Annotated in this window: 13 protein-coding genes; 12 read left to right on the top strand and 1 reads right to left on the bottom strand. The window is 69.4% G+C overall.

Translation table 11 applies throughout. From position 1 onward, the window contains the following. Nucleotide 1 precedes the first annotated feature (1 nt). The 12 genes from ACNKW1_RS10140 to ACNKW1_RS10085 all read left to right on the top strand — a co-directional run bounded on the left by ACNKW1_RS10140 (nucleotide 2) and on the right by ACNKW1_RS10085 (nucleotide 13114). Nucleotides 2-268, top strand: a complete 267-nt coding sequence (locus tag ACNKW1_RS10140; protein ID WP_270069047.1) for a HypC/HybG/HupF family hydrogenase formation chaperone — start codon at nucleotides 2-4, stop codon at nucleotides 266-268. Between the two features lie 37 nt (nucleotides 269-305). Further along, nucleotides 306-1487 (top strand): hydrogenase formation protein HypD, encoded by a 1182-nt coding sequence (hypD, locus tag ACNKW1_RS10135; RefSeq protein ID WP_418364457.1) that lies wholly within the window; start codon nucleotides 306-308, stop codon nucleotides 1485-1487. Beyond that, complete coding sequence (hypE, locus tag ACNKW1_RS10130) at nucleotides 1484-2545, top strand: hydrogenase expression/formation protein HypE (RefSeq protein WP_418364456.1); 1062 nt, start codon at nucleotides 1484-1486, stop codon at nucleotides 2543-2545. Before hypD ends, hypE begins: the two co-directional genes overlap by 4 nt. After that, the gene (locus ACNKW1_RS10125; RefSeq protein WP_418364455.1) at nucleotides 2545-4347 is read left to right on the top strand and encodes a hydrogenase maturation protein; all 1803 of its coding nucleotides are present in this window, start codon (nucleotides 2545-2547) and stop codon (nucleotides 4345-4347) included. Before hypE ends, ACNKW1_RS10125 begins: the two co-directional genes overlap by 1 nt. A gap of 17 nt (nucleotides 4348-4364) precedes the next feature. Further along, the gene (locus ACNKW1_RS10120) at nucleotides 4365-5873 is read left to right on the top strand and encodes a sigma-54-dependent transcriptional regulator (RefSeq protein WP_418364454.1); all 1509 of its coding nucleotides are present in this window, start codon (nucleotides 4365-4367) and stop codon (nucleotides 5871-5873) included. After that, the gene (locus tag ACNKW1_RS10115; RefSeq protein WP_418364453.1) at nucleotides 5870-6868 is read left to right on the top strand and encodes a HupU protein; all 999 of its coding nucleotides are present in this window, start codon (nucleotides 5870-5872) and stop codon (nucleotides 6866-6868) included. The genes ACNKW1_RS10120 and ACNKW1_RS10115 overlap by 4 nt, the downstream gene beginning before the upstream one ends. 10 nt (nucleotides 6869-6878) lie before the next feature. Beyond that, the gene (locus ACNKW1_RS10110) at nucleotides 6879-8357 is read left to right on the top strand and encodes a nickel-dependent hydrogenase large subunit (protein ID WP_418364452.1); all 1479 of its coding nucleotides are present in this window, start codon (nucleotides 6879-6881) and stop codon (nucleotides 8355-8357) included. Between the two features lie 35 nt (nucleotides 8358-8392). Beyond that, on the top strand, nucleotides 8393-9793 hold the full coding sequence (locus ACNKW1_RS10105) for a sensor histidine kinase (RefSeq protein ID WP_418364451.1): 1401 nt from the start codon (nucleotides 8393-8395) through the stop codon (nucleotides 9791-9793). Nucleotides 9794-9947: 154 nt separating this feature from the next. Then, a complete protein-coding gene (locus tag ACNKW1_RS10100; RefSeq protein WP_418364450.1) occupies nucleotides 9948-10538 on the top strand; it encodes a HupE/UreJ family protein in 591 nt (196 codons plus the stop codon). Between the two features lie 263 nt (nucleotides 10539-10801). Continuing rightward, nucleotides 10802-11605: an amino acid ABC transporter substrate-binding protein gene (locus ACNKW1_RS10095; RefSeq protein WP_418364449.1), complete on the top strand. Its 804-nt coding sequence runs from the start codon at nucleotides 10802-10804 to the stop codon at nucleotides 11603-11605. 83 nt (nucleotides 11606-11688) lie between these two features. After that, complete coding sequence (locus ACNKW1_RS10090; RefSeq protein ID WP_418364448.1) at nucleotides 11689-12339, top strand: amino acid ABC transporter permease; 651 nt, start codon at nucleotides 11689-11691, stop codon at nucleotides 12337-12339. Between the two features lie 22 nt (nucleotides 12340-12361). Continuing rightward, on the top strand, nucleotides 12362-13114 hold the full coding sequence (locus ACNKW1_RS10085) for an amino acid ABC transporter ATP-binding protein (protein ID WP_418364627.1): 753 nt from the start codon (nucleotides 12362-12364) through the stop codon (nucleotides 13112-13114). A 35-nt stretch (nucleotides 13115-13149) separates the two neighbouring features. Here ACNKW1_RS10085 and ACNKW1_RS10080 read toward each other — a convergent pair whose 3' ends face one another. Then, nucleotides 13150-14082: a hypothetical protein gene (locus tag ACNKW1_RS10080; protein ID WP_418364447.1), complete on the bottom strand. Its 933-nt coding sequence runs from the start codon at nucleotides 14080-14082 to the stop codon at nucleotides 13150-13152. Nucleotides 14083-14100: the final 18 nt, after the last annotated feature.

Below are 14100 nucleotides of genomic sequence, written 5' to 3'. Positions count from 1 at the left end.
CATGTGTCTCGCCATCCCCGCCCGCATCGTCGAACTGCTGCCCGACGACCAGTGCCGCGTCGAACTCGGCGGCGTGCGCAAGGACATCTCGCTCGCGCTCGTCGATGGCGCGGCCGTCGGTGACTACGTGATCGTGCATGTCGGCTACGCCCTGACCCGCCTCGATCCCGAGGAGGCCGCACAGACCCTGGCACTGTTCGCCGAGGCGGGGATCGACCCCGAGGCCGCATTCGCAGACGACGCCACAGCAGCGGCCGCTGCGCAATGAGCGCGCAGGGCAAGCCCATGAGGCACAGGGCGACACGATGAAGTACGTGGACGAATTCCGCGACGGCACGCTCGCCGCGGGGCTTGCGCGGGCGATCGCGCGCGAGGCCGACACCGGCCGCGACTACGCCTTCATGGAGTTCTGCGGCGGCCACACCCACGCCATCTCGCGCTACGGCGTCACCGACCTGCTGCCGCCCAACGTGCGCATGATCCACGGCCCCGGCTGCCCGGTGTGCGTGCTGCCGATCGGGCGCGTGGACATGGCGATCCAGCTCGCGCTCTCGCGCCCCGAGGTGATCCTGTGCACCTACGGCGACTGCCTGCGCGTGCCCGCCTCCGACGGCCTGTCATTGCTCAAGGCCAAGGCCCGGGGCGCCGACGTGCGCATGGTGTATTCCGCCGCCGACGCGCTCGCGCTTGCCGCACGCGAGCCGGCGCGCGAGGTGGTTTTCTTCGCGATCGGCTTCGAGACCACCACGCCGCCCACCGCGCTCGTGCTGCGCCAGGCCGCGGCACAGGGCGTTACCAACTTCAGCGTGATCTGCAACCACGTGCTCACGCCGTCGGCAATCTCCACCATCCTCGAGTCGCCCGAGGTGCGCCGGCTCGGCACCGTGCCGCTGGACGGCTTCATCGGCCCTGCCCACGTATCGACCATCATCGGCAGCCAGCCCTATGCGTTCTTCGCCGAGGAGTACCGCAAGCCGGTAGTGATCGCCGGCTTCGAGCCGCTCGACGTGATGCAGGCGATCCGCATGCTGGTGCGCCAGGTCAACGAAGGCCGCGCCGAGGTGGAGAACGAGTTCGCGCGCGCGGTGGTGCCGGACGGCAACCTCAAGGCCAAGACCCTGGTCGCCGAGACCTTCGAGCTGCGGCGCAGCTTCGAATGGCGCGGCTTGGGCCTGGTGCCCTACTCCGCACTGCGCATCCGCGCCGCCCTCGCGCCCTGGGACGCGGAGGCGAAGTTCGGCCTCGACTACCGCCCGGTGCCCGACAACCGCGCGTGCGAATGCGGCGCGATCCTGCGCGGAGTGAAGAAGCCGACCGACTGCAAGCTGTTCGGCACCGTGTGCACCCCGGAAACGCCGATGGGCTCTTGCATGGTGTCCTCCGAGGGCGCCTGCGCCGCACACTACAACTACGGGCGCTTCCGCGACGTGCCGGTGCGCGTCGTCGAGGGCGCCGCACGCCTGAACGCAAACCAGGAAACCGCATGAACACCGTCAAACCCGGCTACGTCCGCCCACTGGACTTGCGCAACGGCCGCGTCGATCTAGGCTTCGGCGCCGGCGGGCGGGCGATGGCGCAGCTGATCTCCGAACTCTTCGCGCGCGCCTTCGCCAACGACTTCCTCGCCCGCGGCGACGACGGCGCGGTGCTGCCCGCGCCGGCGGCGGGCGAGCGCCTGGTGATGGCGACCGACGCCCACGTGGTGAGCCCGCTGTTCTTCCCCGGCGGCGACATCGGCAGCCTGTCGGTGCACGGCACGGTGAACGACCTCGCGGTGATGGGCGCGCGCCCGCTCTACCTGGCCGCCAGCTTCATCCTCGAGGAAGGCTATGCGCTCGCCGAACTCGCCCGCATCGTCGATTCGATGGCCGCCGCCGCACGCGCGGCCGGGGTCATGGTGGTGACCGGCGACACCAAGGTAGTCGAGCAGGGCAAGGGCGACGGCGTCTTCATCACCACCACCGGCGTCGGCGCGCTGCCGGCCGGGCGCGATCCGGGCGGCGCACGTGCGCGGCCTGGCGACGTGGTGCTGCTGTCCGGGCGCATCGGCGACCACGGCATGGCGATCATGGCGCAGCGCGAATCGCTGGCCTTCGACTCCGAGATCGTCTCCGACAGCGCGGCACTCAACGGCCTCATCGAGGCGCTGTATGCCGCGGTGCCGGCCGAGGCGATCCGCGTGCTACGCGACCCCACCCGCGGCGGCCTGGCGACCACGCTGAACGAGATCGCCATGCAGTCGGGCGTGGGCATGGAGCTCGACGAGGCGGCGATCCCGGTATCGTCCCAGGTGCACGCGGCCTGCGAACTGCTCGGCCTGGACCCGCTCTACGTCGCCAACGAGGGCAAGCTGGTCGTGCTGTGTGCACCCGAGCATGCCGAGGCCGCGCTCGCCGCGCTGCGCGCCCACCCGCTCGGCGCCGAGGCGGCGCGCATCGGCACCGCCACCGCCGACCCGCAGCACTTCGTGCAGATCCGCACCGGCTTCGGCGGGCGACGCATGGTGGACTGGCTCGCTGGCGAGCAACTGCCGAGGATCTGCTGATGGCCGCGGCGCTGCGCATCCTGCTGCTCACCCACAGCTTCAACGGCCTGGCCCAGCGCCTGTTCGCCGAGCTCGGCGCCGACGGTCACGAAGTCTCGGTGGAGTTCGACATCGCCGACAACGTGACCAAGGAGGCAGTGGCGCTGTTCGCGCCCGACGTGATCGTGGCGCCCTTCCTCAAGCGTGCGGTGCCGGAATCGGTCTGGCGCCGCCACCTCACCCTGATCGTGCATCCCGGCATCGTCGGCGACCGCGGCCCCTCCGCGCTCGACTGGGCGATCCAGGAAGCCGAGGCTGAGGGTGGCGACAAGCGGTGGGGCGTCACCGTGCTGCAGGCCGAGGCCGAGATGGACGCCGGTCCGGTGTGGGCGAGCCGTGAGTTCCCGCTGCGCGCAGCGGCCAAGGCCGACATCTATCGCAACGAGACCACCGCCGGCGCGCTTGCCGCGGTGCGCGAGGCGCTCGCCCGCGTGCCCGACTGGCGCGCGGGTCGCTGGCAGCCGCGCCCGCTGGCGGAAATCAGCGATGCGCGCGGCCGCCTGCGCCCGCTGATGTGCCAGGCCGATCGCGCGCTCGACTGGGCGCGCATGGGCAGCGCCGAGATCCTCGCCCGCATCCGCGCCGCCGACGGCTTCCCCGGCGTGGCCGACGCGCTCTTCGATCAAGCCTGTCATCTCTTTGACGCCCACCCCGGGCGCCGGCCGGCCGGCTGCGAGCACGCCGCGCCCGGCACGCTGCTCGCCCGCCGCGACGGCGCATTGCTGCGCGCCACGGCGGACGGCGCGGTGTGGATCGGCCACGTGCGCCGCGCCGACAGCCCGCATCCGTTCAAGCTCCCAGCCACGCTCGCCTTCGCCACCGAGGCAGCAACGCTGCCGGAACTGCCCGCCACGCTGATAACGCCGCCCGGCGCCGATCCGGCGACGCTCGGCTACCGCGAGCTCGCCTACCGCGAGACGGACGATGGCGCGCTCGGCGTGCTGTCCTTCACGTTCTACAACGGTGCGATGTCCACTGCGCAGTGCCGCCGCCTGCTCGCCGCAATCGCGTTTGCCCGCAGCCGCCCGACGCGGGTGCTGGTGCTCGACGGCGGCGCCGGCTTCTGGTCCAACGGCATCCACCTCAACACCATCGAGGCGGCGCCCTCGCCGGCCGACGAGTCCTGGGCCAACATCGAGGCCATCGACGACGTCTGCCTGGCGCTGCTCGGGCTCACCGACCGCCTCACCGTCGCCGCGCTGCGCGGCAACGCCGGCGCCGGCGGCTGCTTTCTCGCCCTCGCCTGCGACCTTGTATGGGCGCGCGAAGGGGTGGTGATGAACCCGCACTACAAGAACATGGGCAACCTGTTCGGCTCCGAGTACTGGACCTACCTGCTGCCGCGCCGGGTGGGCGGGAACGCCGCGCGCGCAATCATGCGCAACCGCCTGCCGCTGCTCGCCCGCCAGGCGGCGGTGCAAGGGCTGATCGATGACTGCTTCGGCACCGGCCGCGCGGACTTTGCGGCCGAGGTGGAGGCGCGTGCACGCGCGCTCGCCACCGACCCGGCGCTCGCCGCACGTATCGCCGACAAGGCCGGCCGCCGCGCCGCCGACGAGGCCGAGAAGCCGCTCGCCGCCTATCGCGCCGCCGAGCTCGACATGATGCGGCGCAACTTCTACGGCTTCGACCCGAGCTACCATGTGGCGCGTTTCCACTTCGTGCTCAAGAGCGCGCAGTCGTGGACGCCGCGCCACCTCGCCCGCCACCGCGACCTGGGCTGGCAGGTCTCGCCGCCCCGGGAAACGATCCTCACCCCCTGAAGGAAGCTGCGCCCTCCATGCCCACCCCGACCCTGCCCACCGTTCTCGTCGTCGATGATGAGCTGCGCTCGCAGGAGGCCTTGCGCCGCACGCTGGACGAGGACTTCGAGGTGTTCACCGCCTCGTCGGCCGACGAGGCGCTGGAGATTCTGTCGCGGGAGTGGATCCAGATCGTGCTCAGCGACCAGCGCATGCCCGGCACCTCGGGCGTGGTGCTGCTGCGCGAGGTACGCGAGCGCTGGCCGGACGCAGTGCGCATCATCATCTCCGGCTACACCGACTCCGAGGACATCATCGCCGGCATCAACGAGGCCGGTATCTTCCAGTACTTACTCAAGCCCTGGCAGCCCGAGCAGCTGCTGCTGACCCTGCGCAACGCCGCGCAGATGCAGCGCCTGCAGGCCGAGAACGAGCGCCTGAGCCTGGACCTCAAGGTGGCGGCGCCGGTGCTGCGCCAGCGCGTCGCCGGCAAGCGCGAGGCGGTGCGCGACCGCCAGCGCGGCGGCGCCCTGCTGCGCGCGCCCGACTCGCCGATGAACGCCATCTGCGCCCTGGTCGACAAGGTCGCCGGCTACGACATCCCGGTGCTGCTGACCGGCGAGTCCGGCACCGGCAAGGAGCTGCTCGCACGCGCGCTGCACTACGGCAGCCCGCGCGAGGCCAACGCGTTCATTGTCGAGAACTGCGGCGCGCTCCCCGACACCCTGCTCGAGTCCGAGCTCTTCGGCGCCCGCCGCGGCGCCTACACCGGCGCCACCGAGGATCGCGAGGGCTTGTTCCGCCAGGCCAGCGGCGGCTCCATCCTGCTCGACGAGATCGGCGAAACCTCGGCCGCCTTCCAGGTCAAGCTGCTGCGCGTGCTGCAGGAGGGCGAGGTGCGGCCGGTGGGTGCGCCACGACCGGTGCCGGTGGATGTGCGCGTGATTGCCGCCACCAACCGCAACCTTGAGGAAGAGGTGCGCGCCGGCCGTTTCCGCGAGGATCTCTACTACCGCCTCGCCGCGATCACCGTGCGCGTGCCGCCGCTGCGCGAACGGCCGATGGACATCCCGCTGATCGCGCAGCATTACCTGCAGGACAACGCGGCCGCGCTGGGGCTCGCACTCGAACCACTCGACGACGAGATCCTCGGCCGCCTACGCGCCTACCGCTGGCCCGGCAACGTGCGCGAGTTGCGCAACGAGGTGCTGCGCATGATCGCGCTCGCCGAAGGCCCTCGCCTGTCGGCCGCGCACCTGTCGCCGCGCGTGCTGCATGCCGCAGCCGAGGAGGACGAGGCCACGCTGTCCTGGCTGGGCGGCCTGGAAGGTGACCTGCGCAGCCGGCTCGATGCGCTCGAGGCGCGCATCGTACACGCCTGCCTGATCCGCCACCGCTGGAACAAGACCCGCACGGCCGCCGAGCTCGGCCTGTCGCGCGTCGGCCTGCGCAGCAAGCTCGCGCGCTGGGGCCTGGACGACCGGGCAGACTCCGCCGAGGGCAGCGAGGAAACCGATGCAACGGATGCCGCGGGAGCCGCGCAATGAACCTGCTCTGGCTGCAATCCGGCGGCTGCGGCGGGTGCACGATGTCGCTGCTGTGCCACGACGCCGGCGATCTAGTGGGCACGCTGGGGGCGGGCGGCATCGAGCTGCTGTGGCATCCCTCCCTGTCCGAACAGACCTGCGTGGAGGCGACCGACCTTCTGGAAGCCTGCGCCGAAGGCCGCCAGCGGGTCGACATCCTGTGCGTGGAGGGCGCGCTGCTGCGCGGCCCCAATGGCAGCGGCCGCTTCCACCTGCTCGCCGGCACAGGCAAGCCGATGATCGAATGGGTAAGCACCCTCGCCGCACGCGCACGCCATGTGGTGGCGGTGGGCAGCTGCGCGGCCTTCGGCGGCATGACGAGTTCGGGCCTGAACCCCACCGACGCCTGCGGCCTGCAGTATGACGGCGACCTGCCCGGCGGCCTGCTCGGCGCGGACTGGCGCTCGCAGGCGGGGCTGCCGGTGATCAACGTTGCCGGCTGCCCCACCCACCCCGGCTGGGTGGTGGAAACCCTGCTCGGGCTGGCTGCGGACGCCTTCGAGGCGGCAGACTTCGACCCCCTCGGCCGCCCCCGCTTCTATGCCGACAAGCTCGTCCATCATGGCTGCAGCCGCAACGAGTACTACGAGTTCAAGGCAAGCGCAGCGGAGCTTTCCCAGCTCGGCTGCCTGATGGAAAACCTGGGCTGCATGGGCACCCAGGCACACGCCGACTGCAACACCCGGCTGTGGAACGGCGCGGGCTCCTGCCCCGAGGGCGGCTTTGCCTGCATCGGCTGCACCGAACCCGGCTTCGAAGACCCGGGCCACCCCTTCCACCAGACGCCCAAGGTGGCGGGCATCCCGATCGGCCTGCCCGCGGACATGCCCAAGGCCTGGTTCGTCGCGCTCGCCGCGCTGTCCAAGTCGGCGACCCCGCGCCGGGTAAGGGAGAATGCTCGTTCCGACCACCCGGTCGTGCCGCCCGCGATTCGCGGCAACGGGCGGAAATACTGACGGAGATTGCATGCGCCGCATCGTGCTCGGCCCCTTCAATCGCGTCGAAGGCGACCTGGAGGTGAGCCTCGAAGTCGCAGACGGGCACGTGCGCAGCGCGCAGGTGACCGCACCGCTATACCGCGGCTTCGAGAACGTGCTGCTTGGCAAGACGCCGCTCGACGCGTTGGTGTTCGTGCCGCGCATCTGTGGCATCTGCTCGGTGTCGCAATCCGCCGCGGCCGCTGCCGCGCTGCGTGCGGCGATGGGCATCGTGCCTGCCCCCAACGGCGAGCTCGTTTCGGCGCTGGTGCTGGCCGCCGAGAACCTCGCCGACCATGTCACCCACTTCTATCTGTTCTTCATGCCCGATTTTGCGCGCGAAGCCTACCGCACGCAGAACTGGCATGCCGCCGCCCGCGCCCGCTTCGAAGCCGTGAAGGGAAGCGCGACCGCCGAGGTGCTGCCGGCACGCGCCGCCTTTCTCGAGCTCACCGGCACGCTGGCGGGCAAATGGCCACATACGCTGGCCCTGCAGCCCGGGGGCAGCACGCGTACGGTGGCCAAGAACGACAAGCTGCGCCTGCTCGCGCTGCTGCGCCGCTTCCGCCTGTTTCTCGAGCAGCGACTGCTGGGCGACAGCCTCGAAGCCTTCGCCGCGCTCGACTCCGAAGCGGCGTTGTGGCGTTGGGCCGATGCGCGCACCGCACACGAGGGCGATTTCCGCCATTTCCTGCACATCGCACGCGCCCTCTCGCTCGCATCGCTCGGCCGCGCTGGCGATCGCTTCCTGTCCTTCGGCGCCTACCCCCTGAACGGGCAAGCGCTGTTCGCGTCCGGCACCTGGCAAGAGGGCATGGCAGCGCCGCTCGACCCGCAGGCGATCACCGAGGACGGGCGCCACGCCTGGCTGCGGGACGACCCGGGCAGGCACTCCCCAGGCGCGCACCCCACAGGCGCACACCCCTTCTCTGCGCGCACCGAACCGGTCGCCGACAAGGAGGGTGCCTACTCCTGGTGCAAGGCGCCGCGGCTCGACGGCCAGACACTCGAATGCGGCGCGCTCGCACGCCAGTTGATCGACGGCCACCCGCTGGTCCGCGACCTGGTCGCTCGGGGCGGCGGCAACGTGCTCAGCCGCGTTACCGCGCGTACGCTGGAGCTCGCCCGCGTACTGCCCGCGATGGAGCACTGGGTCCAGGCCATCGTGCCCGGCGAACCTTTCTGCATACAAGGCGAGATGCCCGAGCAGACGCGCGGCGCGGGGCTGGTCGAGGCCGCGCGCGGCTCGCTCGGCCACTGGCTGGTGGTGAACAAGGGCGTGATAGCGAACTACCAGATCATCGCCCCCACCACCTGGAATTTCTCGCCGCGCGACGGCGCCGGCCAGCCCGGCGCGCTGGAACAGGCGCTCGCCGGCACGCCGGTCGGCGAGGACGAGCGCGTGCCGCTCGCCGTCCAGCACATCGTGCGCTCCTTCGATCCGTGCATGTCGTGCACGGTGCATTGACCGAACCGCCCGTCTGCCCGACCGGAGACCCGATCATGTCCCAGGACGACAGCCCGACCCCGCCGCTGCAGCACACCGCCCACCCCGGCGAACTCGTCGGCGTGAGCGAGGACGTGTGGCTGGAGGTCATCGACAAGATGGACGAGGTGTACTCCGACCTGCTGCAGTACGAGGTCGCGCTCGAGCAGAAGAACGCCAAGCTCGAAGAGTCACAGCAGTTCATCTTCTCGGTGCTCACCTCAATGTCCGACATCATGCTGGTGTGCGACCGCAACGGCGTGATCCAGGACGCGAACCGCTCGCTCGAGGCCTTCTGCGGGCGCAGCATCGACGACCTGCGCGGCACGCCGATGATGGAACTGTTCGCGGATCCGCAAGCCGCCGCCGAGGCGCGCCGACGCCTGCTCGAACAAGGTCCCAGGGAAGTGCATGACTGCGAGCTGCCGCTGCGCGCGCGTGACGGCAGCGCCGTGCCGGTGTCGCTGAACTGTACGCCGCGCTTCAGCGCCGTCGGCAAGTCGCTCGGCATGGTCATCACCGGGCGGCCGGTTGGGGAGCTGCGTCGTGCCTACGAGGCGCTGCATCAGGCGCATGAAGATCTCAAGCGCACCCAGCAGCAGTTGCTCCATGCCGAGAAGATGGCCTCGCTCGGACGCCTGGTTGCAGGCGTCGCGCACGAACTCAACAACCCGATCAGCTTCGTCCTCGGCAACGTGCATGCGCTACGCCGCTACGCCGAGCGCCTCTCCGAATATATCGGCCACATTCACGGCGGCGCCGGTGCCAAGGAGATCGACGAGGCGCGACGTACGCTGCGCATCGACCGCATCCTCGCCGACCTGCCCTCGCTGATCGAGGGCACCCTCGAAGGCGCCGAGCGCACGCGGGCGATCGTCGACGGTCTGAAACGCTTCTCCGTGATGGACCGCGGCGAGGCCGAAGACTTCGATCTGGTCGCGGTCATCGAGCGCGCAGTGCGCTGGGTGTGCAAGGCCGCACGCGAGAGCTTCCGCGTCGAACTCGCGTTACCGCGGTCCATACCGCTGCACGGATCGTCCGGGCGCATCCAGCAGGTCGTCACCAACCTGATCGAGAACGCCTGGGCCGCCGCCACCCAGGGCGACGGCCCGCCCACCCTTCGCATCGGCGCCACGCTCCGCGAGGGCGAGGTGGAACTGCGCTTTCACGACAACGGGCCGGGTATCCCCGAGGCGGTGATCGGCCGCATCTTCGACCCCTTCTTCACCACCAAGCCGGTAGGCAAGGGCACCGGGCTCGGGCTGTCGATCAGCTATGGCATCGTCGAGCGCCATGGCGGGCAACTGCTGGCCGAAAACGCCCCGCAGGGCGGCGCAGTCCTGGTGCTGACACTGCCCCTGGCTGGAACGCAGGACAAGGGCACACCTGGTCAATCGGCTGCCGGTGACGCCCAGTAACCGGAAAGCATTCGACCATCTCTTGAACACTGCAGGCACTGCAGCCTGCGGATTCCAGGTCCGACGCAGACCTGGCACGCATCTTGATAGCAGTCATGCGTCCTCGCTGACTCAGCCTTGTTCTTCGACCGCACGCCGCAAAGGAATCACACTCATGCACGCCACCTGTCGCAACTTCGTCCGGCCGCTGACCCTCCTGGCCCTCCTCTCGGCTACCGCACCGGTATTCGCCCACCCTGGCCACGACGCTGCCAGCCTCGCAAGCGGCCTCTCCCACCCGATCGGCGGTCTGGACCACCTGCTCGCAATGCTGGCCGTCGGCCTGTTCGCCGCCCGCCAGCAGAAGCGCGCACGCTGGATGCTCCCTGCCAGCTTCGTGCTGGCGATGCTCGCCGGCGCAACCCTCTCGGCCCTCGCCATCGAATTGCCTGCAGTGGAAGCCGGCATCGCCGCCTCGGTGCTGGTCCTCGGCCTGCTGATCGCCTTCCTGGCCCGCCTGCCGCTCCCCGCCGCGCTTCCGCTGGTCACCGGCTTCGCGCTTTTCCACGGCCATGCACACCACGCCGAAATGGGCGATGGCTCGGTGCTCGCGTACACCCTTGGCTTCGCCCTCGCCACCGCCGCCCTTCACCTGATCGGCTTTGCGCTCGCCCGACTCGTTCCGGACAGCGCGCTCGGCCGCACGGTGCTGCGCATCAGCGGCGGCGCCATCGCCGGCACCGGCGCCCTGCTGTTGGGCGCCTGAGACCGCCTTCGGGCGCCCAAAACCGGGAGCAGGGCCTCTCTCTCACCCCCTCGGCCAACCGGTCTTGCGCTCACCCGCCACCCGCTTCCACGGGTGGCGGGTTTCTTTTATGTCTGCACGCAGCCGTGGCGCAGTGGTTGCCCGATCACGGCTTCACGGGGAGAATCGCGCCTTTGCGTGCCGCGCCGCAGCGTAAAGTCGGTTCACGGGCGCACGCCCATGCGGGTGCAGGCGCTCTTTCCCAGTCCTTTCCGAGTCGGATCATGAACAAATTCTCTTCCCTGCTGATGCTCTCCCTCACCGCCGGCGCCCTGCTGACCGGTTGCGGCAACAACGACAGCGCCCCCGCCGCGCAGTCCGCCGCCCCCGCGCCGACCGCCCCCACGAAGATCGTCATCGGCCTCGACGACAACTTCCCGCCGATGGGTTTCCGCAACGAGAAGAACGAACTCGTCGGCTTCGACATCGACCTCGCCAAGGAAGCCGCCAAGCGCCTCGGTATCGAAGTCGAGTTCAAGCCGATCGACTGGAGCGCCAAGGAGGCGGAGCTGAATGGCAAGCGCGTCGACGCGCTGTGGAACGGCCTCACCATCACCGAAGAACGCCGGAAGAACATCGGCTTCACCACCGCCTACATGGAAAACCACCAGATCATCGTGGTGCCCGCCAACTCGGCGGTGAAGACCAAGGCCGACCTCGCCGACAAGACCATCGGCATCCAGGACGGCAGCAGCGCGATCGACGCGGTGCAGAAGGACCCGATCGCGGCTTCCTTCAAGGAGCTGAAGAAGTTCGGCGACAACGTCACCGCGCTGATGGACCTGACCACCGGCCGCCTGGACGCCGTGGTGCTGGACGAGGTCGTGGGCCGCTACTACACCGCCAAGAAGCCCGGCGACTACGTGGTGCTCGACGACCACTTCGGCACCGAGGAGTACGGCGTCGGCACGCGCAAGGACGACACCGAGTTGCTGGCCAGGCTGCAGAAGGCGATGGACGAGATGAAGGCCGACGGCAGCGCGGCGCGCATCTCCACCGAGTGGTTCGGCAAGGACATCATCAAGTAAGTCCATTCGGGCCGTGCGGGCAGCCGTGATTCGGCGCGTCCGCCGGCCTCGCGCGACGCGCGCGCCCTGCCCGGAATTCCCTCATGGACTACATCCTCAGCATCCTCGGCCCGCTCGCCGAGGGCTCGCTGGTCACGCTCAAGCTGTTCTTCATCACGCTCGCACTGGCCGTGCCGCTCGGCCTGGCGCTGGCGCTGATCCGTATCTCGCGTTTCACCGTCGCCAGCCAGGCCGTCAATGGCTACATCTGGCTGATGCGCGGCACGCCGCTGATGCTGCAGATGCTGTTCATCTACTACGCGCTGCCCTTCGTGCCGGTGGTGGGCATCCGCCTGCCCGACTTCCCGGCGGCGATCGTGGCCTTCGCGCTCAACTACGCGGCCTACTTCGCCGAGATCTTCCGCGCCGGCATCCAGTCCATCGATCGCGGCCAGTACGAGGGCGCCAAGGTGCTCGGTTTTTCCTACGGCCAGACCATGCGCCGCATCGTGCTGCCGCAGATGGTCAAGCGCATCCTGCCGCCGATGAGCAACGAGACCATCACCCTGGTCAAGGACACCTCGCTGATCTACGTGCTTGCGCTCAACGACCTGCTGCGCGCCGCACGCGGCATCGTGCAGCGCGACTTCACCATCACGCCTTTCATCGTCGCCGCGGGCTTCTACCTGCTGATGACGCTGGTGCTGACCTGGTTCTTCCAGCGCCTGGAGAAACGCCATGCCGTCTATGACTGAGGCCGCGTCGATGAGCGAACCGATGATCCTCGCCAACGGCATCCACAAGCGCTTCGGCGCCAACGAGGTGTTGAAGGGCGTTTCGCTGACGCTCGCGAAGGGCGAAGTGGTCGCGGTGATCGGCCCCTCGGGCTCGGGCAAGAGCACCTTCCTGCGCTGCCTCAACCACCTCGAGACCATCGACGCCGGGCGCATCGTCATCGAGGGCGACGTGCTCGCCCACGATGACGCGAGCGGCCGCGCACACTACGTCGCCGACGCCGAGGTGCGCCGGATCTGTGCGCGCATGGGCATGGTGTTCCAGCACTTCAACCTGTTTCCGCACCTGACCGTGCTGCAGAACGTGATCGAGGCGCCAATCACGGTGAAGGGCATGAAGCGCGAGGCCATCCTGCCCAAGGCCGAGGAGTTGTTGAAGAAGGTCGGCCTCTTCGACAAGCGCGAGGCCTATCCGTCACGGCTCTCGGGCGGACAGAAGCAGCGCGTGGCGATCGCGCGTGCGCTGGCGATGGAGCCGGACATCATGCTGTTCGACGAGCCGACTTCCGCACTCGACCCGGAGCTGACCGGCGAGGTGCTGCGCACCATGCGCCAGCTCGCCGACGAGCACATGACCATGCTGGTGGTGACGCACGAGATGGGCTTTGCGCGCGAGGTGGCAAGCCGCGTGGTGTTCATGGACGGCGGCGAACTCATCGAGTCGCGCCCGGCGGCGGAGTTCTTCGCCAATCCCGAGCATCCGCGCACGCGGGCCTTCCTGGAAAGCATGCTCTGAAACGAGCACGCGGAGCGACCGCGCGGACGCGCTCTTCAGCGGGAATGGTCAGGTAACGCGGATGGACGCAGACAGGCAGCGCTGGCGCGTTCACCGCGGGTCAGCTCCGCCGCGCGGCCACCATGTCGCTCGATACGATAGAGACGAAAGGGATCGGTTTCCTGCGCCTGCCCGGCCCGGTAACCGGAAAACACCAGACTGCGCCCATCGGGCACCCAAGTGGCATCCACCACCACAGTGTCTTCATCGCTCAGGCGCAGGTTTTTCCCCTTGCCCACGAAACGGTCATGCAAGAAGAGCGCACTGCCCGGTTCGTGCAGCACGCGTTGAAGACGCTCAGAGCCTTGAGCCATACGAGTAAAGGCGAAAAGCTGGGGATCGTCCGGAGCCGGTCTGACGCGGTCGCTGCTGCTCATAGCGTCCGGCGGGATGCCGAGCTTGAGCAGCGGTTCACGGTGCCGTTCGCCGGTCCGATGCTCAATCGTGTGGAGCCGCTGCATGTCATGGACGGTGAGCTGCTCGCCGTCGGCGAGCCAGCCCAGGCTCCACCACTGCGGGTCTTCATCCACTGACGCGCTGGCGATGCGATCGACACGGCCATCGCGCCAAACCAGCAGGTGGCTGCGGAAACGGGCATCGGTCAGCAGAAAGGCCAGACGCTGCCCATCCGGCGACCAGGCGGCCTCGCTGATGAAAGCTCCCTCCGGCGCCTCGTAGGCACGCTCGCGCTCGACGCGGCTGCCAGCCCCCAGGGGCAGGATCCAGAGCACGCGTGCGCGCCAGTCCTCCTCATCGGATGGTGCGCACCAAGCCAGCCGCCGGGCCATCGGATCAAGCGCTGCGCATCCGCCTCGCCCCACCTCCCTCACCCCGGCTGCGGCCGACCACAGCTGAATCGCTCCGTTGCGCTCCACGGCAAGCATCAGCTCGCAGTCCCCGGTCGCCGCCGCGCCCGCAAGGGCGGGCATCGCGGCGAGCGAAAGCGC

The organism is Thauera sp. WH-2 (assembly GCF_048321015.1).
In the GTDB taxonomy this organism is placed as follows: Bacteria; Pseudomonadota; Gammaproteobacteria; order Burkholderiales; family Rhodocyclaceae; genus Thauera.
Note: the sequence above shows the minus strand (reverse complement) of the source record. Positions and strands in the feature narration are given on the sequence as shown.